Origin of the sequence: Enterobacter cloacae subsp. cloacae ATCC 13047, assembly GCF_000025565.1 — a bacterium.
GTDB classification, from domain to species: domain Bacteria; phylum Pseudomonadota; class Gammaproteobacteria; order Enterobacterales; family Enterobacteriaceae; genus Enterobacter; species Enterobacter cloacae.
In genome coordinates, this window is record NC_014121.1 from 2,580,918 (window position 1) to 2,603,089 (window position 22,172).

General features: G+C 54.1%; 21 protein-coding genes. 3 read left to right on the forward strand and 18 right to left on the reverse strand.

The genetic code is table 11. The features are described from left to right. Positions 1-8: 8 nt before the first annotated feature. Both ECL_RS12420 and hinT read right to left on the reverse strand, forming a co-directional pair. Positions 9-383: a YcfL family putative periplasmic lipoprotein gene (locus ECL_RS12420; protein WP_013097110.1), complete on the reverse strand. Its 375-nt coding sequence runs from the start codon at positions 381-383 to the stop codon at positions 9-11. 1 nt (position 384) lies between these two features. Continuing rightward, entirely contained in the window at positions 385-744 is a 360-nt protein-coding gene (gene hinT, locus ECL_RS12425; RefSeq protein ID WP_013097111.1) for a purine nucleoside phosphoramidase, read from the reverse strand. Between the two features lie 351 nt (positions 745-1,095). Here hinT and fhuE point away from each other — a divergent pair, with 351 nt between their 5' ends. Beyond that, positions 1,096-3,285, forward strand: coding sequence for a ferric-rhodotorulic acid/ferric-coprogen receptor FhuE (gene fhuE, locus ECL_RS12430; RefSeq protein WP_013097112.1), 2,190 nt, complete (start codon positions 1,096-1,098; stop codon positions 3,283-3,285). A gap of 84 nt (positions 3,286-3,369) precedes the next feature. Here fhuE and ptsG read toward each other — a convergent pair whose 3' ends face one another. The 14 genes from ptsG to yceD all read right to left on the reverse strand — a co-directional run bounded on the left by ptsG (position 3,370) and on the right by yceD (position 15,696). After that, positions 3,370-4,803, reverse strand: a complete 1,434-nt coding sequence (ptsG, locus tag ECL_RS12435) for a PTS glucose transporter subunit IIBC (RefSeq protein WP_013097113.1) — start codon at positions 4,801-4,803, stop codon at positions 3,370-3,372. A 297-nt stretch (positions 4,804-5,100) separates the two neighbouring features. Then, positions 5,101-5,895 (reverse strand): metal-dependent hydrolase, encoded by a 795-nt coding sequence (locus tag ECL_RS12440; protein WP_013097114.1) that lies wholly within the window; start codon positions 5,893-5,895, stop codon positions 5,101-5,103. 10 nt (positions 5,896-5,905) lie between these two features. After that, on the reverse strand, positions 5,906-6,910 hold the full coding sequence (holB, locus tag ECL_RS12445) for a DNA polymerase III subunit delta' (protein WP_013097115.1): 1,005 nt from the start codon (positions 6,908-6,910) through the stop codon (positions 5,906-5,908). Next, positions 6,907-7,548, reverse strand: coding sequence for a dTMP kinase (gene tmk / locus ECL_RS12450; protein ID WP_013097116.1), 642 nt, complete (start codon positions 7,546-7,548; stop codon positions 6,907-6,909). The genes holB and tmk overlap by 4 nt, the downstream gene beginning before the upstream one ends. Then, on the reverse strand, positions 7,538-8,560 hold the full coding sequence (gene yceG / locus ECL_RS12455) for a cell division protein YceG (protein ID WP_013097117.1): 1,023 nt from the start codon (positions 8,558-8,560) through the stop codon (positions 7,538-7,540). Before yceG ends, tmk begins: the two co-directional genes overlap by 11 nt. Before the next feature lie 2 nt (positions 8,561-8,562). Then, positions 8,563-9,372, reverse strand: a complete 810-nt coding sequence (pabC, locus tag ECL_RS12460) for an aminodeoxychorismate lyase (RefSeq protein WP_013097118.1) — start codon at positions 9,370-9,372, stop codon at positions 8,563-8,565. 121 nt (positions 9,373-9,493) lie between these two features. Further along, on the reverse strand, positions 9,494-10,735 hold the full coding sequence (gene fabF, locus ECL_RS12465; RefSeq protein WP_044158666.1) for a beta-ketoacyl-ACP synthase II: 1,242 nt from the start codon (positions 10,733-10,735) through the stop codon (positions 9,494-9,496). A gap of 91 nt (positions 10,736-10,826) precedes the next feature. Continuing rightward, complete coding sequence (gene acpP / locus ECL_RS12470; RefSeq protein ID WP_003857954.1) at positions 10,827-11,063, reverse strand: acyl carrier protein; 237 nt, start codon at positions 11,061-11,063, stop codon at positions 10,827-10,829. Positions 11,064-11,217: 154 nt separating this feature from the next. Continuing rightward, positions 11,218-11,952 carry a 3-oxoacyl-ACP reductase FabG gene (gene fabG / locus ECL_RS12475; protein ID WP_013097120.1) on the reverse strand — a complete coding sequence of 245 codons (735 nt, stop codon included), beginning with the start codon at positions 11,950-11,952 and terminating at the stop codon, positions 11,218-11,220. Positions 11,953-11,964: 12 nt separating this feature from the next. Next, positions 11,965-12,894 (reverse strand): ACP S-malonyltransferase, encoded by a 930-nt coding sequence (gene fabD / locus ECL_RS12480; protein WP_013097121.1) that lies wholly within the window; start codon positions 12,892-12,894, stop codon positions 11,965-11,967. 15 nt (positions 12,895-12,909) lie between these two features. Further along, positions 12,910-13,863, reverse strand: a complete 954-nt coding sequence (locus tag ECL_RS12485; RefSeq protein ID WP_013097122.1) for a beta-ketoacyl-ACP synthase III — start codon at positions 13,861-13,863, stop codon at positions 12,910-12,912. A 6-nt stretch (positions 13,864-13,869) separates the two neighbouring features. Next, positions 13,870-14,904: a phosphate acyltransferase PlsX gene (gene plsX / locus ECL_RS12490; RefSeq protein ID WP_060578773.1), complete on the reverse strand. Its 1,035-nt coding sequence runs from the start codon at positions 14,902-14,904 to the stop codon at positions 13,870-13,872. A gap of 80 nt (positions 14,905-14,984) precedes the next feature. Beyond that, a complete protein-coding gene (gene rpmF / locus ECL_RS12495; protein WP_003857964.1) occupies positions 14,985-15,158 on the reverse strand; it encodes a 50S ribosomal protein L32 in 174 nt (57 codons plus the stop codon). Positions 15,159-15,174: 16 nt separating this feature from the next. Continuing rightward, positions 15,175-15,696: a 23S rRNA accumulation protein YceD gene (yceD, locus tag ECL_RS12500; protein ID WP_013097124.1), complete on the reverse strand. Its 522-nt coding sequence runs from the start codon at positions 15,694-15,696 to the stop codon at positions 15,175-15,177. 140 nt (positions 15,697-15,836) lie between these two features. Here yceD and ECL_RS12505 point away from each other — a divergent pair, with 140 nt between their 5' ends. Continuing rightward, entirely contained in the window at positions 15,837-16,421 is a 585-nt protein-coding gene (locus ECL_RS12505; RefSeq protein WP_028028074.1) for a Maf family protein, read from the forward strand. A 94-nt stretch (positions 16,422-16,515) separates the two neighbouring features. On the opposite strand, the gene rluC is transcribed toward ECL_RS12505, so the two are convergent. After that, positions 16,516-17,463 (reverse strand): 23S rRNA pseudouridine(955/2504/2580) synthase RluC, encoded by a 948-nt coding sequence (rluC, locus tag ECL_RS12510; RefSeq protein WP_028028073.1) that lies wholly within the window; start codon positions 17,461-17,463, stop codon positions 16,516-16,518. Between the two features lie 570 nt (positions 17,464-18,033). On the opposite strand from rluC, the gene rne reads away from it, so the two are divergent. Continuing rightward, the gene (gene rne / locus ECL_RS12515; RefSeq protein ID WP_013097128.1) at positions 18,034-21,138 is read left to right on the forward strand and encodes a ribonuclease E; all 3,105 of its coding nucleotides are present in this window, start codon (positions 18,034-18,036) and stop codon (positions 21,136-21,138) included. Between the two features lie 40 nt (positions 21,139-21,178). Here the strand turns inward: rne and ECL_RS12520 are convergent, their stop codons facing one another. After that, complete coding sequence (locus tag ECL_RS12520) at positions 21,179-22,081, reverse strand: LysR family transcriptional regulator (protein WP_013097129.1); 903 nt, start codon at positions 22,079-22,081, stop codon at positions 21,179-21,181. Between the last annotated feature and the right edge of the window lie 91 nt (positions 22,082-22,172).

Here is a 22,172-nt window from a genome sequence, read left to right on the forward strand (position 1 = left end):
TTCACCTCTTACAGATAAAGATAAAGTCTCACCTTATGCGCACCCAGATAGTTGGCGCTACCATAGAGCGTTACCGACGATCCTGCCGGAATGGTCACGCTGCGCGGCGCTTCCAGCGGGTGCATTTCAAGACCCCGTACGTCATACCAGAAGAAACGGTAGTGCACCGTCACCGGTTCGTGTCTTTCGTTAAAGAGCGTAGAAGACGCAGAAGATTTAATTTCACTGATGATCAACGTAGGTTGTTCTGCGGTGATGCCCGCGGCAAGTACCGAGGACTCCATCACCAGCGTCTGTTCATCACTGACAGGAATGGCCGGGCGCGTGCTGCATCCCACCATTACCAATGTCATTGCCAGCGCTGCAATACGCCCTTTTAACATGTCAAAGACCTTTATGTGACAGCATCGGTCCCAGAGGACGCCCACCCAGAAGATGCATATGAATATGATAAACTTCCTGACCACCATGGCGATTACAGTTCATGATCAAACGGTAACCGTCTTCAGCAATCCCCTCCTGCTCGGCGATTTTCGCGGCTACCGTCAGCATACGGCCTAACGCCACTTCATGCTCGGCTTTTACGTCATTGACGGTGGGAATCAGAATATTTGGAATGATAAGGATATGAGTCGGAGCCTGAGGAGAAATATCTCTGAAAGCCGTCACCAACTCATCCTGATAAACAATATCCGAAGGGATTTCGCGGCGGATAATTTTACTGAAAATGGTTTCTTCAGCCATGACCTGTTCCTTTGTAGTTTAATCTGGCGTGGTGCGTCCGCTATTAACACAATCTCTGCATGAGTGTGTGGCACAATGGAAGAGTATGAGCGACTTTCTCCTGTCCTTTCAACCTTCTCCCCGGATTTCTTTCCTGAAAGCGTTTCAGCTGACTGAAGAGTAACCGCTCTCGACGCTTCACCACCTGAAACATAATTTCATTTCCTTTTGACACATCTGTTTACAGTGCTAATCACAATGCGTATATTTCGCATTTGCATTTTCATGCGCATTTTTAACATAGAAAACGACGTCAGCCCGTTCTCACGGGACTGTCGCACTCACCTTTCACCATTCAGTAAGGGTTTGATGATGTCTTTCATTAACCACACCAGGGATGGGCAACCGCAGCCAGCCGCCACGCCTTCGTTGCTGGCTGCCTGTATTGCTATGGCATTGATGCCAGCCGTCAGTTTCGCCGCCTCTGCAACCGAAGATACCGTGGTTGTCGAGGGCGGTTTTGATAACGCACAGGACCCGTCCAGCAGTCAGGATACGGACTACAGCGTTAAGACCACCACCACGGGGACGAAACTGTTACTGGTTCCCCGCGATATTCCGCAGTCCGTCAGCGTCATTAGCCAGCAGCGCATGGCAGATCAGAATCTGCAATCCCTCGGCCAGGTGTTAACTAACACCACCGGCGTCACCGCGCAGGTACAGGACAGCGACCGGACGGTATTTTACTCGCGCGGCTTCTTTGTCAGTAACTATGCGTATGATGATCTGCCAACCTCCATCAGCGAAGTATGGAACTTTGGCGACACCGCCGCCGATACCGCCATTTACGATCGTATTGAAGTGGTACGCGGCGCAACCGGCCTGATGTCCGGCACGGGAAATCCCGCCGCCTACGTCAACATGGTACGTAAGCATGCAGACAGCAATGAATTTAAAGGCAATGTCTCCGCCAGTTACGGTAGCTGGGACAAACAACGCTACGTGCTGGATCTGCAGGCTCCGCTGGTAGAGTCGGGTAACGTGCGCGGTCGTCTTATTACGGGTTATCAGGACAACGACAGTTTTGTTGATAACTACCACTACCGCAAAAAGTTCCTCTATGGCGTGGTCGATGCGGACGTGACTGACAGCACCACCCTGTCTGTGGGCTATGAATATCAGGAAAGCGATACCGATAACCCAACCTGGGGCGGCCTGCCAACCTGGTACAGCGATGGCAGCAAAACCCATTACAACCGCAACCAGACCGTTGCACCAGACTGGGCTTATTCAGATAAAGACAACACCCGTATTTTCGCCAACCTCACCCAACGCTTCGACAACGGCTGGGAAGCCCACATCAACGGCATGCATGCCGACACCAACTTTGACAGCAAACTGATGTATATGTCCGGCTACCCGGATAAAGAGACCGGTGCGGGTATGGTCGGATATGGCGGCTGGAACCGCGGTGAACGTAAGCAGGATGCGGTGGATGCCTTCCTGCGCGGCGGTTTCGATCTTTTCGGTCGCCAGCATGAGATGATGTTTGGCTGTAGCTTCAGCCGCCAGCGTAACCACTATGACAACACCATGCCGGACGCGCTGTACGGCATGGTTGACGTGGGTAACTTCAAAAACTGGAACGGGAATATCGCCGATCCGCAGTGGACCCCCTGGAAGCTTTACAGTCAGGATGATATCCGCCAGTCTTCGGCCTATACCTCAGCCCGATTCTCGCTTGCCGATCCGCTATCTCTGATCCTCGGTGCGCGTTATACCCATTACAACATTCGCTATAACCCGGCGGGCTCCCCGGACACCCGCCTGGAAAGCAGTAAGGATGATGTAACGCCATACGCGGGCCTTGTTTACGATATCAATGAAGACTGGTCAACCTACGTCAGCTATACCTCCATCTTCCAGCCTCAGGACAAGCGTGACGCCAGCGGCCGTTACCTGGACCCGACAACGGGGAAAAGCTATGAAGCCGGGGTGAAAGCAGACTGGTTTAGTACGCGCCTGACCACCTCGCTCGCCCTCTTTCGCATTGAGCAGGATAATGTGGCGAATAATACCTACACCTACATGCCCAGTGGCGAGTCAATTTATGAATCTCTGGATGGGGTCGTCAGTAAAGGGATCGAGTTCGAGCTAAACGGCGCCCTGACCGATAACTGGCAGCTGACCTTCGGCGCAACCCGCTACATTGCTGAAGACAAGCGCGGCAACGCGGTTAGTTCCGATCAGCCTCGTACCACAATGAAGCTCTTTACCCGTTATCAACTGCCCATGCTACCGGCACTGGCAGTGGGCGGCGGGGTGAACTGGCAGAATAAAGTCTGGAACGATGTAGATGGCGGCCCGGCAGGTCGATCACGTGCAGAACAAGGCAGCTACGCGCTGGTTAACCTGTTCAGCCGGTATCAGGTGACTAAAGATTTTGCTGTCCAGGCTAACGTCAACAACCTGTTCGACAAAGAGTATTACGACTACGTCGGCTCTTATGTGGTATATGGCGCGCCGCTGAACGTCTCTGTAAGCGCGAGCTACGACTTCTGAGTGTTCAGCCGCTACCCGGCATAACAAAACTGCAGGCATAAAAAAGGCAGCCATTCGGCTGCCTTAGTCTCCCCAGGTCACAGCTTAGCTGTTGCGGATGTATTCATCCATTTCGGTTTTCAGGTTATCGGATTTGGTACCGAAGATTGCCTGAACACCAGAACCTGCAACAACCACACCCGCTGCGCCCAGTTTTTTCAGACCCGGCTGGTCTACTTTCGCAACATCGGCAACGCTCACACGCAGACGAGTGATACACGCGTCCAGGTTAGTGATGTTCTCTTTACCGCCGAATGCTGCAACCAGTGCCGGAGCCATTTCGCTGGTCGCGCCTGCTTTGCTGTCTTCTGTTGCATCTTCACGACCTGGCGTTTTCAGGTCCAGTGCTTTGATCAGCACGCGGAAGATGGTGTAGTAAACAACGGCGTAGCACGCACCCACGATTGGGAACAGCCACAGTTTGCTGCTGTTACCGGACAGAACGATGAAGTCGATCAGGCCGTGTGAGAAGGACGTACCGTCACGCATACCCAGCAGGATACAGATTGGGAACGCCAGACCCGCCAGAATCGCGTGGATAACGTACAGGATCGGCGCAACGAACATGAAGGAGAACTCGATCGGCTCGGTGATACCGGTCAGGAACGAGGTCAGCGCTGCGGAGATCATGATACCGCCCACTTTTGCACGGTTCTCTGGTTTAGCAGAGTGCCAGATTGCAATTGCCGCGGCTGGCAGACCATACATTTTGAACAGGAAGCCACCAGACAGTTTACCTGCAGTTGGGTCACCCGCCATATAACGTGGGATATCACCGTGGAACACCTGACCTGCTGCGTTGGTGAATTCACCAATCTGCATCTGGAATGGAACGTTCCAGATGTGGTGCAGACCAAATGGCACCAGGCAACGCTCGATGAAGCCGTAGATACCAAACGCCACAACCGGGTTCTGATAAGCAGCCCACTGAGAGAAGGTCTGGATTGCCGTACCGATTGGTGGCCAGATGAAGGACAGGATCACACCCGTGAAAATCGCTGCCAGACCAGAGATGATCGGAACGAAACGCTTGCCCGCGAAGAAGCCCAGATACTCAGGCAGCTTGATGCGATAGAAGCGGTTAAACATATACGCTGCAATCGCACCGGAGATGATACCGCCCAGAACACCGGTATCCGCCAGGTGTTTCGCTGCGATCTCTTCAGCAGGTAAATGCAGAACCAGCGGTGCAACCACAGCCATGGTTTTCACCATGATGCCGTAGGCAACCACAGAAGCCAGCGCAGAAACGCCGTCGTTATTGGTGAAGCCCAGAGCAACACCGATAGCGAAGATCAGTGGCATGTTAGCAAAGACAGAACCGCCTGCTTCGGCCATTACGTGGGACACTACGGCTGGCAGCCAGCTGAAGTTTGCAGAACCGACACCCAGCAGGATACCTGCGATAGGCAGTACGGATACTGGCAGCATCAGCGATTTACCGACCTTTTGCAGGTTAGCAAATGCATTCTTAAACATAATTGAGAGTGCTCCTGAGTATTTGTGCTTTTTTTACGCTTTCACGCATTGGCCCGGGGGGAGTACCGTGCCGTGGACAGGACATCTAAGCGCCCTTTATTTATTACACAGAGTAAAATAATTCCCTCTGAGTTTGTTTGACGGCTATCACGTTTCAGCTTAAGACGGTCGAAAAACTTTCAGTTATTTACAAAAAGCATTTCTGGATGTGTCTAAAAACACCATCACCGCCCCAAATGAGGCGGTGAACTTTACTCGTTTTAACTATTAATTACGAGCCTAAAAAAAACAGGTGTATCAAACAGATTGCAGGCGGGCGGGGTCAATATGGAACAGTGTAGAGAAGTTTTCCGTCGTGACGCGGGCCAGCTCTTCGATACTGACGCCCTTCAGAACGGCCATGTATTCAGCCACGTCTCTCGTCATTGCTGGCTGGTTTTCTTTACCGCGATGCGGTACCGGAGCCAGATAAGGAGAGTCTGTTTCCACCAGAATACGATCGAGCGGAACATAACGCGCAGCATCGCGAAGCTGCTCAGCGTTACGGAACGTCACGATCCCGGAAAACGAGATATAAAACCCTAAATCAAGCAGTTTTCCCGCCGTTTCTCTGTCTTCTGTGAAACAGTGTAGTACGCCACCGCAATCCGTCACGTTTTCTTCCCTGAGGATCGCCAGGGTATCGGCGCGGGCATCGCGGGTATGAACGATAACCGGTTTGTTAAGCTCACGCCCAATGCGAATGTGATGGCGGAAGGACTCCTGCTGACGCGCCATGGTCTCCGGCGTGTAGTAATAGTCCAGCCCGGTTTCCCCCATCGCTACCACGCCCTCTTCGGCCGCCAGACGACGTAACTCCTCGACGTCGTATGCTTCATCCTGATTGAGCGGATGCACGCCACAGGAAAAGACAACATTAGGGCGAACGCCCACCAGCTCACGCATGGTGCGATAACCCGGCAGCGTGGTAGCCACCGCAAGGCAAAATTTCACATCGCGGGCGGCGGCTTTAGCCAGCACTTCGTCCACGTCTTTATGCAGGGATTGATAATCCAGGCCATCGAGATGGCAGTGTGAGTCGACTAAAAACATAATGTCTCTCTCAGAGATGGGAAACAGGCGGAGTAACGCCTGGTTGCAGGTAATGTTCGATACGCAGTAACTGGTCGGTCAGTACAAGCTCGCGATTAAGACCGGTTACCGTTAAAAGTTGTTCGCGGCTCTGGCAAGTATCGTGCAGGATCGCACGCAACGTGGCGCCTGGCAGACGATTCGCCAGCGTGTTTACCAGTGGCCAGACATCGGGATTGGTCAGCAGCGTGGCCCCCTGCTGGATCTTGAGGGCATCCAGAAGTAAGGCAGCCAGCCAGTGCAGACGCTCGGCAGCCTGATCGCTGTTAAGTGCAGGCAGTACGCTCAACCAGTCACCGCTCTCCAGCGCAGAGACAACGGCGCGGCAAAGCGCTTCTCGTTGCGACCAGACGTCCGCCTGCAGCAGAGCCAGCGCCGCGGCAGGTGCGCCGCTGCTGAGGCGCAATGCGGACAACGCGCTATCCTGTGACGTTGTCACCTCACGCTCCAGCCAGCTCAGCGCCCACGATTCCTGGGGAGTCGCAAGGTGATGAAGCCGACACCGACTGCGTAACGTCGCCAGTAATCGACCCGGATCGCGGCATGACAGGAAGAACCACGTTTTTTCCGGTGGCTCCTCCAGCGTTTTAAGCAGCGCGTTTGCCGCCGCCTCGGTAAGCAACGCCGCGTCTTTCAGCCAGACGACTTTTGCGCCACCCAGTCGTGCGTGCTCGTATAATTTTTCACTGACTTCACGCACGGCATCGATACCGAGCGCACTTTTGCCCTTCTCAGGCTCCAGCGTGTAATAGTCAGGATGTGTGCCCGCCTGCATCAGCTGGCAGCCGCGGCATTTACCGCAGCTTTTGTGACCTTCTGGCTGCTGGCACATCAGAAAACGGGTGATGGCGTAGATCAATGCATCTTCACCCATGCCCGGCAATGCCTGAATCAGTAACGCATGATGCCCCCGTCCGGCCTGATAGCTGGCGATCAGCTGTTCAAAGTGCGGGCGCAACCATGGGTACCATTTCATGCCTGTTGCTCCTGTAGCCAGTGTTTGACAGTTTCCTCAATGGAACGGGTCACCTCTTCCAGGGACTGCGTCGCATCAATGGTGCGAATGGAACTGTCCTGACTGGCGAGTTCAAGATAACGCGCGCGGGTGCGATTAAAGAAGTCGAGCGACTCTTGCTCAATGCGATCCAGCTCGCCGCGCGCGCGCGCGCGCTTCAGGCCCACTTCCGGCGTTACATCCAGATACAGCGTCAGATCGGGGCGGAAATCCCCTAAGACGGCATCACGCAACGTTGCCAGCATTGTCTGGTCAATTCCGCGTCCCCCGCCCTGATACGCCTGAGTCGACAGATCGTGACGGTCACCAATGACCCACTTGCCAGCGGCCAGAGCCGGTTTGATGACCGTCTCTACCAACTGCACGCGAGCGGCATAGAACATCAGCACTTCGGCTTTGTCAGTGATAACTTCATCGCCCACGGATTTGATATCCAGCACCAGGCTGCGCAGCTTTTCAGCCAGCTGCGTACCGCCGGGTTCACGGGTAAACACCATGTCCGCAACGCCGAGCGTTTTCAGCGTTTCGATTACCACGTTGCGGGCTGTGGTTTTACCGGCTCCTTCGAGTCCCTCAATGACAATGTATTTACTGCGCATTTTTTTCCTTAAGTGCCTTCAGATAATCCTGAACGGAGCGATTATGGCTGGCAAGGTTGGTGTTAAAGGTATGCCCCCCTTTTCCATCAGCCACAAAGTAGAGATACGGTGTTTTTGCCGGATGCGCGGCCGCCTTAAGCGAGGCTTCGCTCGGCGTGGCAATCGGGCCTGGCGGCAGGCCGCTAATAACGTAGGTATTATACGCCGTCGGCGTCTCCAGATCTTTTCGTGAAATCTTGCCGCTGTAGTTCTCACCCATTCCGTAAATCACGGTAGGGTCAGTTTGCAGACGCATGCCAATGCGCAGTCGGTTGATAAAGACCGACGCCACCTGGTCGCGCTCTGAAGCCACCGCGGTCTCTTTCTCAATAATTGAGGCCATGGTGACAAACTGGTTTTGATCTTTATACGGCAGGCCATCGGCGCGCCCTTCCCACGCAGATTCCACCGCCGCGACCATTTTTTTGTGCGCACGCTTCAGGATCGCCACATCGGTTGTTCCGGCTGTATACATCCAGGTGTCCGGCCAGAACCAGCCTTCAACCCACTCGGGATGTTCAAATTCAAGTACCGCGGCAACCGTCTGGTAACTGTCATCTTTTAGCGTGTGTTTAATATACGGCGCATCACGCAGCTGTTTGAGGTAATCGCTAAGGCACATCCCTTCAACAAACCGCAGCGGGAACTGTGCTTCTTTGCCGCTTTCCAGCAGCTGTAGCATCTCTCTGACGGTCATCCCGGGCGTGAAACGATAGGTGCCAGCTTTAAAATGAGACAGCTCAGGTTCCACACGCAATAACCACTGGAACACGCGTGGACGATTAATGATTTTATCGCCATAAAGCTGTTCACCGAGCGCCAGTCGCCCGGTTCCCGCTTTCAGGGTAAAGATCGTTTCGTCCTTAATCAGGATCTTACTGTCCGCCAGCTGGCGAACTTTCCACATTCCCGCGCCGCCAGCGATACCCAGCGCAACGATTAGAAGGAGGACAAAGCGCAACATTTTCTTCATGACTATCTGATTTGCTCACATATCGGGGCTAAAAAAGAGAACAGCTCGCGCGATGGCAAGCAAATTTGACCATAAGCGCGGACAGGTATAACCGGCATCAGCGCGTTGCAAATAACGATTTCATCTGCTGCCTGCAACGCCTCTTCGCGTGCGTTAACTTCGACAACGTGAAAGTCAGAGCGTGCCAGCTGCTGCACACAAAACTGACGCATAATACCGTTGACTCCCGCCTGTTCCAGCGAAGGCGTGAAAACAGTGTTGCCCTGCCGCCAGAATAAATTAGCCGCACAGCATTCCGTAATGAACCCTTCGCTGTCAAGAACCAGCGCTTCATCGGCTGCCGTCTGCTCAAGATGAGTACGGATTAGCACCTGCTCAAGACGATTGAGATGTTTTATCCCGGCAAGCATGGGGTTTCTTCCCAGACGTACCGGGCTGAGCGTCAGGGTAACGCCCTCTTCACGCCAGCGCGTATACTGGGCAGGATACGCAGAAACCGACAGGATCCGGGTGGGATGTTGGCAACTGGCACCGCTATAACCCCGTCCACCGCTGCCGCGGCTGATAATGACCTTGAGTACCCCACTGGGCTTTCCGGACGCAAGCTGGCGCATTTCCTGGCGCAACGTGTCCCATTGCGTAAAGGGGATCATTAACGTTTTGCAGGCCGTTTGCAGACGACGTATATGCGCATCCAGCAGACACACGTCGCCATCCGCAATGCGCGCCGTGGTAAAGCAGCCATCACCAAACTGAGTCGCCCTGTCGCTGGCAGGCAGAGATTCTTGCTCAAGGCCATTGATTAAAAACATGGTGGCTCCTTATGCGTGGACGTTTAGTCTGGCAGGATGTCGTGCAGCCGACAAGAAGATTAGCCTGAATAAAAAAGGCCCGACAAGCGGACCTTTTTTCACAGCCATAGGGTACGCAGACTCAGATCTTTTTGAAGATCAGAGAACCGTTAGTACCGCCAAAGCCGAAGGAGTTACACAGGGTGTACTCCATTCCACTCACCTGGCGCGCTTCGTGAGGAACGAAGTCCAGATCGCAACCTTCATCCGGGTTATCCAGGTTGATGGTTGGCGGAACAGCCTGGTCGCGCAGCGCAAGAATAGAGTAAATAGACTCTACAGCACCCGCCGCACCCAACAGGTGACCGGTCATGGATTTTGTGGAACTGACCATTACACGGCTGGCAGATTCACCGAAGATAGACTTAACAGCCTGAGCTTCTGCTTTATCGCCCGCAGGGGTAGAGGTACCGTGTGCGTTAACGTAGCCGATTTGCGCTGGGGTAATACCCGCATCGCGAATCGCGTTTTCCATGGCCAGCGCGGCGCCCGCACCATTTTCTGGCGGTGACGTCATGTGATAGGCATCGCTGCTCATACCAAAGCCAACGACTTCAGCATAAATTTTCGCGCCACGTTTTTTCGCATGTTCGTACTCTTCCAGAACGAGCATACCTGCACCATCGCCCAGCACGAAACCGTCACGGTCTTTGTCCCAAGGACGGCTTGCCGCCTGAGGATTATCGTTGCGGGTAGACAGCGCGCGCGCAGCACCAAAGCCACCCACGCCAAGCGGGGTACTGGCTTTTTCAGCACCGCCCGCCACCATAGCATCTGCATCGCCGTACGCAATCATACGCGCGGCCTGGCCGATGTTATGCACGCCAGAGGTACATGCGGTCGCGATAGAAATGCTTGGCCCACGCAGACCGAACATGATGGTCAGGTGACCCGCCACCATATTAACAATCGTGGACGGAACGAAGAACGGGCTGATTTTACGCGGTCCGCCATTCATGAGAGATGAATGGTTTTCCTCGATCAGACCAAGACCGCCAATCCCGGAGCCAATAGCGGCACCGATACGGGTTGCGTTCTCTTCCGTAATTTCAAGGCCAGAATCCTGCATGGCCTGAACGCCAGCGACAATTCCATATTGAATGAAGGCATCCATCTTGCGCTGTTCTTTGCGCGAGATGATCTCTTCACAGTTAAAATCCTTTACTAAGCCAGCAAATTTCGTTGCATAGGCGCTAGTATCGAAATGGTCGATTAGGCTGATGCCGCTCTGACCGGCAAGGAGAGCTTTCCAGGTGGACTCTACGGTATTGCCGACAGGAGACAACATGCCAAGTCCGGTCACAACTACACGACGCTTAGACACGTTTGTCCTCCAGGGAGGGATAAAAAAAGAGATTCGTGGGACTAAAAAAGATAAAACTCAGGCGGTCGAATGACCGCCTGGAGATGTTCACTTACGCCTGGTGGCCGTTGATGTAATCAATGGCAGCCTGAACGGTGGTGATCTTCTCAGCTTCTTCGTCCGGAATCTCAGTATCAAACTCTTCTTCCAGAGCCATTACCAGCTCAACGGTGTCAAGAGAATCTGCGCCCAGGTCTTCAACGAAGGAAGCGGAGTTCACAACTTCTTCCTGCTTAACGCCCAGCTGTTCGCCGATAATTTTCTTAACGCGTTCTTCGATAGTGCTCATACTCTTAAATTTCCTATCAAAACTCGCTTTCGCGATGGTTTTCGTAGTGTATAAAATGTTGAAAAATTTGCAACTAAATCCCGGCAGGTCTTACCACGATTTTACGTTATTTTGAGGCCAATCCCCCCAATAAGGCAAATATTTTCGATCGTGATTAAACCATATACATCCCGCCGTTGACATGGAGGGTTTCACCAGTGATGTAACCCGCTTCGTCAGAGGCTAAAAATGCAACCGCGCTGGCAATTTCTTTAGGGTCGCCTAAGCGGCCCGCAGGAACAGCTGCCAGCGTACCCGCACGCTGCTCATCAGTCAGCGCACGCGTCATGTCCGTTTCAATAAAGCCCGGAGCAACAACGTTTACAGTAATCCCGCGGGACGCGACTTCACGCGCCAGCGACTTACTGAAACCAATCAGACCTGCTTTCGCCGCAGCGTAGTTAGCCTGACCAGCATTTCCCATGGTACCAACCACAGAACCGACAGTGATAATACGACCATGACGCTTTTTCATCATAGCGCGCATTACCGCTTTTGACAGACGGAATACAGATGACAGGTTGGTTTCGATAATATCGTTCCACTCGTCGTCTTTCATTCGCATCAACAGGTTATCGCGAGTGATCCCGGCATTATTGACCAGAATATCCACTTCGCCAAACTCTGCGCGAATATTTTCCAGAACAGATTCGATAGATGCAGGTTCGGTCACATTCAGTACCAGACCTTTACCGTTCGCACCCAGATAGTCGCTGATGGCCTTCGCGCCATTCTCGCTGGTTGCTGTACCAATCACTTTCGCGCCGCGCGCGGCCAGTGTTTCAGCAATTGCACGCCCGATACCGCGGCTTGCGCCAGTGACCAGGGCAATTTTTCCTTCAAAACTCATGGTATTCCTCTTTTATTGCGAGAGTGCCGCTTCAATGGCTTCCGGCTCGTTAATCGCCGAGGCAGTCAGGGTGTCAACAATACGTTTTGTCAGACCAGTCAGGACTTTCCCTGGGCCGACTTCGTACAGGTGCTCAACGCCCTGAGAGGCCATAAACTCAACGGTTTTGGTCCACTGTACCGGGCTATAAAGCTGGCGAACCAGCGCATCACGGATAGCCTCCGGCGTGGTTTCACATTTCACATCGACGTTGTTCACAACGGAAATCGTCGGTGCGTTAAAGGTAATTTTTTCCAGTTCAACCGCCAGCTTGTCAGCAGCAGGTTTCATCAGCGCACAGTGGGACGGAACACTCACTGGCAGCGGCAGCGCACGTTTCGCGCCCGCGGCTTTACAGGCTGCACCTGCACGTTCAACCGCTTCTTTATGACCGGCGATAACCACCTGGCCTGGCGAGTTGAAGTTAACCGGTGAAACCACCTGACCTTCTGCTGATTCTTCACACGCTTTTGCGATGGAAGCATCGTCGAGACCGATAATAGCAGACATGCCGCCCGTGCCTTCTGGCACCGCTTCCTGCATGAATTTACCACGCAGTTCTACCAGGCGTACCGCCTCAGCAAAGGCGATCACACCGGCACAGACCAGTGCAGAATATTCACCCAGGCTATGGCCCGCGAGCAGGGTTGGCGCTTTGCCGCCCTTCTGCTGCCAGACGCGCCACAGCGCAACGGAAGCAGTAAGCAGTGCTGGCTGAGTCTGCCAGGTTTTGTTCAGCTCTTCGGCCGGACCTTGTTGGGTCAGCGCCCATAAATCATAACCCAGCGCATCGGAAGCTTCACGGAAAGTCTCTTCGATTACCGGATAGTTTGCTGCCATTTCAGACAACATCCCAACGGTTTGAGAGCCCTGCCCCGGAAACACAAAAGCAAATTGCGTCATCTTTTAATCCTTATCCTAGAAACGAACCAGCGCGGAACCCCAGGTGAACCCGCCACCGAAGGCTTCAAGCAAGACCAACTGGCCCCGTTTGATTCGTCCGTCACGTACCGCTTCATCAAAGGCGCACGGTACTGACGCCGCAGAGGTATTGCCGTGGCGATCGAGCGTCACCACAACGTTATCCATCGACATGCCCAGCTTTTTCGCGGTTGCACTGATAATACGCAGGTTCGCCTGATGCGGCACCAGCCAGTCGAGTGCGGTGCGCTCAAGGCCATTCGCCTCCAGCGTTTCATCAACAATGTGGGCCAGTTCCGTCACCGCGACCTTAAACACTTCGTTACCTGCCATGGTCAGGTAGATAGAGCTGTCCGGATTCACACGGTCGGCATTAGGCAGCGTTAACAGTTCGCCATAGCTACCGTCAGCATGCAGATGCGTGGAGATGATGCCCGGCTCTTCAGACTGACCCAGCAGTACGGCACCCGCACCATCGCCAAAAATAATGATCGTTCCGCGATCGGTTGGATCGCAGGTACGCGCCAGCACGTCAGCACCGATCACCAGCGCATACTTCACCGCGCCGGATTTTACATACTGATCGGCAACGCTCAATGCATAGGTGAAACCTGCGCAGGCTGCGGCAACGTCAAACGCCGGGCAGCCTTTAATACCGAGCATATTCTGCACCTGGCACGCTGCGCTTGGGAAAGCATGCGTGGCCGATGTTGTGGCAACCACGATCAAACCAATCTGATCTTTATCGATGCCCGCCATCTCGATAGCACGCTGTGCGGCTTCGTAACCCATGGTGGACACGGTTTCGTCTGGCGCGGCGATACGACGTTCACGGATACCTGTGCGCGTGACAATCCACTCGTCAGACGTATCTACCATTTTTTCCAGATCGGCGTTGGTTCGCACTTGTGTTGGCAGATAGCTGCCGGTACCAATAATCTTCGTATACATGTACGCTCAGTCACTTTTAGCTAATACAGATTCCAGGCGAGCGGCAATCCGCTGAGGGACTTGTCGCTGCACCGCCTGCACTGCCTGTTCAATGGCGACAGTAAATGCTCGCTGATTGGCGGCACCGTGACTCTTGATCACAATGCCGCGCAATCCTAACAGACAGGCGCCATTATACTGGTCGGGGTTGAGGTGACTGAATCGCCGCGTCAGGCTTTTTTGTAACCAACGCTTTAATAAAATAAGCCACCAGGCGCTTTTTTTACCTTCTCCCTGCGATTTGAGGAGAGAAAGGAACATTCGCACAACCCCTTCCATGGTCTTCAACGTCACGTTTCCAGTGAAGCCATCACACACCAGAACATCCGTTTTCCCCGTCAGCAACTCATTGGCTTCGAGATAACCAATATAGTTGATGGAGGGAACCTGTTTAAGCAATTCGGCAGCCTCACGAATGCTGTCCAGGCCTTTGGTCTCTTCTTCACCTATGTTCAGTAAAGCAACACGGGGAGTCTTGATCCCGACCACTTCTTCTGCCAGCACCGACCCCATCACGGCAAACTGAGCCAGCATTGTACTATCACAATCGACGTTAGCGCCCAGATCGAGCACCACCGTTTTGCCCTTTTGCTGATGCGGGAGTACCGTCACCAGCGCCGGACGCTCAATGCCCTCAATAGGCTTGAGCAGTAATTTCGACAGCCCCATCAGCGCGCCGGTATTTCCCGCGCTGACGCAGGCCTGCGCACGTCCTTCTTTTACCAGCTCCAGCGCCATTCGCATAGAGCTGCCACGGCTATTGCGAATCGCCTGCGATGGCCGGGCATCACTGGCAATAACTGACTGCGCAGGAATAATCTGCAGACGTGAACGTTGTTCGAAGTCAGCTTTTGCAAGTAATGGCGTGATTGTGTCGGGATTGCCGACTAAAAGAAGTGTGAGTTGCGAATTAGAATTCAGTGCCTGCAATGCTGCAGGCACTGTCACGGAAGGCCCAAAATCTCCTCCCATGACATCTAACGCCAGGGTTAGACGTGTCAAGGTATCGTCGCAGCCTGGTTCGGTAAATTCCCCGTTTGCACGGGGAGTTCCTCACTAAGCCTAATCACGCAAACGCGTGATTACTTAGTGATAACCTTGCGGCCGCGGTAGAAACCGTCAGCAGTGATGTGGTGACGCAGGTGTTTCTCACCAGAAGTCTTGTCTACAGACAGGCTGGTAACTGCAGTCAGCGCGTCATGGGAACGACGCATGCCACGTTTGGAACGGGTTGGTTTATTCTGTTGTACGGCCATGGACCTTACTCCTCAATTACTTACGCTTTAAGCTGGCTAATACGGCAAATGGGTTTGGTTTTTGCGCTTCATCAGGCAGTTCCCCAAAGACCATGTCCGCCTCGGACACTTCACAGTGTTCAGAATCATGCACCGGAACCACTGGCAAGGTGAGGATGATTTCATCTTCAACCAGAGCCAGAAGATCGATTTCACCGAATTCGTTAACCTCAATCGGCTCATACGCTTCCGGGAGTGCCTCAGCCTGTTCGTCAGAACGAACCGGACTGAAACAATACGTTGTGTGAACGTGCTGTGTGAACGGTTTCCCGCAACGCTGACATTCGAGCGTTACCGTCACCTTTGCATCACCGGTTAAAACGGCAAGACGCTGGTTATCGATAGCGAACGACATGGAGCATTCCACATCACTGTCCACACTGACTACGGATTCGGCAATACGCTCAGCCTGATCGGAAGTATAGATACCTTCGTAATCGAGGCGTTTTTGAGCCGTACGAACCGGATCAAGAGTCAGGGGTAATTTTACCTTTTGCATAGGGCGCGCATATTAACTTTGTAACGTCATATAGTCAAAGAAAAAGGCAACCAGGGCTGCCTTTTGCCAATTATTCGCACACATTGCGGCCTGTAGTTTAAAATGGCTGGCATCGATACGCTATATCTGGTGATAAAAATATGCCAAATCTCGTTCTCGCTTCCACTTCTCCCTACCGCCGAATGTTGCTGGAAAAGCTCGGGATCCCGTTTGTGTGTGCCGCGCCGGACGTTGATGAGACGCCACAACCTGGCGAGTCGCCGCGTCATTTAGTAACGCGTCTGGCGAAAGAGAAAGCACAATCGCTTGCCGCACAATACCCTTCGCATTTGATTATAGGCTCCGATCAGGTTTGCGTGCTGGATGGTGTCATCACCGGTAAGCCACACACCGAAGAGAATGCCTGTAAACAGCTTATGCAGGCGCGCGGCAATATTGTTACCTTTTATACCGGCCTCGCGCTCTACAACTCCGCCGTGGGCCACCTGCAGACCGAATGCGAACCGTTTGATGTTCACTTCCGACACCTGAGTGAGCAAGAAATCACTGATTATGTGCGTCGTGAACGGCCGCTGAACTGCGCCGGCAGTTTTAAAAGTGAAGGTCTTGGGATTGCGCTCTTCGAAAAGCTGGAGGGGCGTGATCCGAACACGCTGGTGGGCTTACCGCTGATTGCGCTGTGCCAGATGTTAAGACGCGAAGCGTGTAATCCACTGACGGCGTGACCGTTGCGGCCTGATGCCCTCACCCCGGCCCTCTCCCACCGGGAGAGGGTGCAAACATTAAAAACGGCAACTCCGTTGCCGTTTAACTTTTACCTTAGCCGCGCAGAACTTTCAGGCAGCGTTTCAACTGCTCATCCAGCGGCGCTTCAATACGTATAGTCTCGCCGGTATTCGGATGGGTAAACTTCAGCGCTGCCGCATGCAGGAACAGACGCGACAGCCCCGTCCCCGCCAGTTGCTTATCAAATTCCCTGTCGCCATAGCGATCGTCAAACGCAATCGGATGGCCCGCAAACTGGGTATGCACGCGAATCTGGTGGGTTCGGCCCGTCACCGGGCTACAGCGCACCAGGGTGGCAAACTCATAGCGCTCTTCCACTTTAAAGCGCGTCTCAGACGGTTTACCTTCCTGGCTGACACGAACGATTCGCTCACCGCTTTGCAAAATATTTTTCAGCAGTGGGGCCTGCACCACTTTCACGTGGGACTGCCACTGACCGCGCACCAGCGCCAGATAATCTTTCTGCATCCCTTTTTCGCGCAGCTGCTCGTGCAACGAGCGCAGGGCTGAACGTTTTTTGGCGACCAGCAGCACGCCAGAGGTGTCACGATCGAGACGGTGAACCAGTTCGAGGAAACGGGCTTCCGGGCGCAGCGCGCGCAGCCCTTCAATCACGCCGAAGCTGAGACCGCTGCCGCCGTGTACCGCCGTACCCGACGGTTTATTCAGCACCAGGATGTGGTCATCTTCATACAGGATCACATCACTCAGGGCGGCCACCTTCTGCAGCTTAGGCGACACGACCTCTTCTTCACGTTCGGCAACACGCACCGGCGGGATACGCACTTCGTCACCGGCTTCGAGCTTATACTCAGGCTTCACGCGTTTTTTGTTAACCCGCACCTCGCCCTTACGCAGGATGCGGTAAATCATGCTTTTTGGTACCCCTTTCAGCTGGGTGCGCAAAAAGTTATCGATACGTTGCCCCGCTTCATCATCGGCGATAGCAACCATTTTTACGGCTGGAGTCTCTGTTTTCATGGTTGGCGATTCTAAATATCGTCAGGCATTAGCGCCACTCATTTTTCTATGCTTATATTTACTTTTATCCGGCCTGCCCCGGTTTCGCGCAATCGATTTGGTGGTTATTAAACCAATCACCATCCTGAAGTGAAGAAACTGTGAGTAACCGGGTGATAATTGGTAAAAGTCATCTTGCTATAACCCGGCGAGCAGTGGAATAATGAAGCCGTTTTCCGCGTTAAATCCGGATTTGTAAGGATGTCGACGGAATGACCAATTTTGTCTGACCGATCATCCACGCAGCAATGGCGTAAGACGTATTGATCTTTCAGGCAGTTAGCGGGCTGCGGGTTGCAGTACTTCCCGGTATAAGGATTGTTCTCTGGAGAGTTCTACCCAGGCAATTCCCCTGATAATTGCGCTGTGTTTCCGTATGAAACACAGGCAACCGACACTCTGCGCCTCTTAAGCGAGCGACAACCGTGAGGTTGGCGACGTGAATAGACACGAGGCCATCGGTTCATACCCCGGAAAGCGTCACCTTGCCCGCAGCTTTGTCGTCAATGTAAGAATAACGAGTAAGTTACGATGAAAAGAATGTTAATCAACGCAACTCAGCAAGAAGAGTTGCGTGTCGCCCTTGTGGATGGGCAGCGCCTGTACGATCTGGATATCGAAAGTCCTGGACACGAACAGAAAAAAGCGAACATTTACAAAGGTAAAATCACCCGCATTGAACCAAGCCTTGAGGCTGCATTTGTTGATTACGGTGCTGAGCGTCATGGTTTCCTCCCTCTGAAAGAAATCGCCCGCGAATATTTCCCTGCTAACTACAACGCTCATGGCCGTCCGAATATCAAAGATGTTCTGCGTGAAGGTCAGGAAGTGATTGTTCAGATTGATAAAGAAGAGCGCGGCAACAAAGGTGCCGCACTGACAACCTTTATCAGCCTGGCGGGAAGTTATCTGGTACTGATGCCAAACAACCCGCGTGCGGGTGGTATCTCTCGCCGTATCGAAGGCGATGACCGTACCGAACTGAAAGAAGCGCTGGCCAGTCTTGAACTGCCGGATGGCATGGGTCTTATCGTGCGTACCGCCGGTGTGGGCAAATCTGCCGAAGCGCTGCAGTGGGACTTAAGCTTCCGTCTGAAGCACTGGGAAGCTATCCAGAAAGCAGCAGAAAGCCGCCCTGCTCCGTTCCTGATCCACCAGGAAAGTAACGTTATTGTACGTGCCTTCCGCGACTATCTGCGTCAGGATATCGGTGAAATTCTCATCGACAACCCGAAAGTGCTTGAGCTGGCTCGCCAGCACATCGCCGCACTGGGTCGTCCGGACTTCACCAGCAAAATCAAACTGTACACCGGTGAAATCCCACTTTTCAGCCACTATCAGATTGAATCCCAGATTGAGTCCGCCTTCCAGCGTGAAGTGCGTCTGCCATCCGGCGGTTCTATCGTTATCGATACCACAGAAGCGCTGACCGCTATCGACATCAACTCCGCACGTGCGACGCGCGGCGGCGATATCGAAGAGACCGCCTTCAACACCAACCTTGAAGCCGCTGATGAAATCGCCCGCCAGCTCCGCCTGCGCGACCTGGGTGGTCTGATTGTTATCGACTTTATCGACATGACCCCTGTTCGTCACCAGCGTGCGGTTGAAAACCGTCTGCGCGAAGCGGTGCGCCAGGATCGTGCGCGTATCCAGATTAGCCATATTTCACGCTTCGGCCTGCTGGAGATGTCCCGCCAGCGCCTGAGCCCGTCTCTGGGCGAATCCAGCCATCACGTTTGCCCGCGCTGCTCCGGTACCGGGACCGTTCGTGATAACGAATCTCTGTCTCTCTCTATTCTGCGTCTGATTGAAGAAGAAGCGCTGAAAGAGAACACCAAAGAGGTTCACGCCATTGTTCCGGTGCCAATTGCCTCCTACCTGCTGAACGAAAAACGTGCCGCAGTGAGTGCCATTGAAGCGCGCCAGGGCGGCGTTCGCTGCATCATCGTGCCAAACGACCAGATGGAAACGCCGCACTATCACGTGCTGCGTGTCCGTAAAGGCGAAGAGACCAGCACACTCAGCTACCTGCTGCCGAAGCTGCATGAAGAAGAGATGGCGCTGCCATCTGATGAAGAGCCAGCCGAGCGTAAACTGCCAGAGCAGCCTGCATTAGCGACCTTCATCATGCCGGAAGCTCCGCCAGAAAGTGCCCTGGAAAAACCAGCGGCTAAACCTGCGGCACAAAAACCGGCAGTGGCGGCAAAAGCCGAGCCAGCACAACCGGGTCTGCTGAGCCGTTTCTTTGGCGCGCTGAAGAAAATGTTCGCAGGTGAAGAAGTTCAGCCAGAGCAGCCGAAAGAAGAACCTAAAGCGGCTAAACCTGAGCGTCAGCAGGACCGTCGTAAGCGTCAGAACAACCGCCGCGATCGTAATGACCGCAGCGACCGTAACGAGCGTCGTGACAACCGTTCGGACAACAATGAAGGCCGTGAGCAACGCGAAGACAACCGTCGCAACCGTCGCGAGAAACAACAGCAGAACGTTGAAGATCGTGAAATTCGCCAGCAGGCGGGCGATGAGTCCGAGAAGAGCAAACAGCGCGACGAGCAGCAGCCTCGCCGTGAGCGTAACCGTCGCCGTAACGACGAAAAACGCCAGGCGCAGCAGGACGTTAAAAACCTGAATCGCGAAGAGCCTGCTGAGCAGCAGGAGACCGAGCAGGAAGAACGTACTCAGGTTATGCCACGTCGTAAGCAGCGCCAGCTGTCTCAGAAAGTGCGCGTCGGTGCTGTTCAGGCAGAAGAAACCGCAGCTGTCGCAGCCGAAGTGACAGAAACCACAACGGGCACGCAGGTTGCGAAAGTTGACCTCCCGGCCGTCGTGGAAAATCAGGTAGAGCAGGATGAAAACGGTGAAAACCGTGACAACGCGGGTATGCCGCGTCGCTCGCGCCGTTCTCCGCGTCATCTGCGCGTGAGCGGTCAGCGTCGTCGTCGCTACCGTGACGAGCGTTACCCAACGCAGTCCCCAATGCCAATGACCGTGGCGTGCGCGTCACCTGAAATGGCATCCGGTAAAGTCTGGATCCGCTACCCTGTTGCTCGCCCGAAACAGGCTGTTGAAGAACAGGCAGTGACCGAAGAGGTGATTGCACCAGCACCAGCAGCAGCGGTAGAAGAGGTTGTAACGGAAGCGGCAAACGTGGTTGAACCACAGGTTGTTGAAACTGAAGCACCTCACGCTGTGGACGTCGAAACCACCCATCCAGAAGTGATTGCCGCGCCGGTTGATGCCGCGCCGCAGCTTATTGCCGAAGAAGATGCCGTGGTGGCTGAAGAAGTCGCTGAAGAGGCTGAACCTGTAGCCGCAGTGGAAGAAACCGCTGAAACCATCGTTGAAACCACGACCGAAGAGGTTGTGCAGGACGTTGAGATTCAGGTTGAACCTGTTGTTGAAGAAGCGAAAGCGCCGGAAGTGAAACCCGAGCCGGTGAAGGTTGCCGTCGCGCCTGCGCACGTTGCCACAGCACCGATGACTCGCGCCCCTGCGCCTGAGTATGTGCCTGAAGCACCGCGTCACAGCGACTGGGTTCGCCCGGAGTTCAACTTCGAAGGTAAAGGTGCTGCCGGTGGTCACAGTGCTACGCACAAGGCTACTGCACCAGCAACCCGTCCGCAGTCAGTTGAATAACACACGCTAAGTGTGAAAGCCGACCTTCGGGTCGGCTTTTTTATGGCTGCTGTAGCGGCTTTCTCATTCCAGTGACCTCCGGCATGATCTGCCGCATCAACTCCAGAAAACGCCGCAAGCGCGCCGGATAGTAACGGGACCAGGGGTAAACCAGATGCACCGGTAACGCCGCCGGCTGCCACTCGGGAAGTAAATGCACCAGCCGCCCTTCCCGAATATCCTCCTGCACTGTCCAGCTTGATACCACCGCCACGCCAAGCCCGGTGAGAGCCGTATTACGTGCGACATACAGACTGTCGGTACTGAGGCGGGGAGTAATCGCCACGCGCGCGGTGGCTGGCGAGGCATCGTGAAAAAGCTCCACATGGCGCTGGTAGAAAGAGCTGATGGCTATCCAGGGAAGCTGCTGCAAATCTTCCGGGGTGTTAACCGCCGGAAAACGGGCCAGCAATGCCGGAGAAGCCACCACTGAGCGCGGCACCTCAGCCAGCAGCACGGACACGGTCGCCGGGTCAACCTCGACGCCCACCCGAATCGCACAGTCAAGGTTGTCGCCGAGGAAGTCAGCCGACCGGTCGTTGAGCATCCACTCAATAGAAAGCTGCGGATAACGCTGCAGAAATTCGGTTAACGGTTTCAGGAGCTGATCCTGACCAAACGCGTGCGGGGCGCGTACCCGCAGGACGCCTACCGGTTCGTCTTCTGTCTGCCCTACCTCATCTTCCAGTGCCAGCCAGCTGTCAATCACCCGACGGGCGTGCTGATAGCAGCGCTCGCCGTCATCCGTCAGACGCGTCGTGTGGGTAGTGCGCAATATCAGGCGCACACCGAGCATCGTCTCAAGCGACTGCAACCGTCGGCTCACCGTGGCCTGGGTGGTTGCCAGCTGCCGTGCCGCCGCAGAGAGGGATCCGGCCTCAACAATACGAACAAACGTGCGCATTAACTCCACCCTGTCTATACGCTCAATTCTTTTAATCATCTCTTTGCCTATACGCTAAACGTATAAGCGTTTTACCACCGGGCCCGCTACC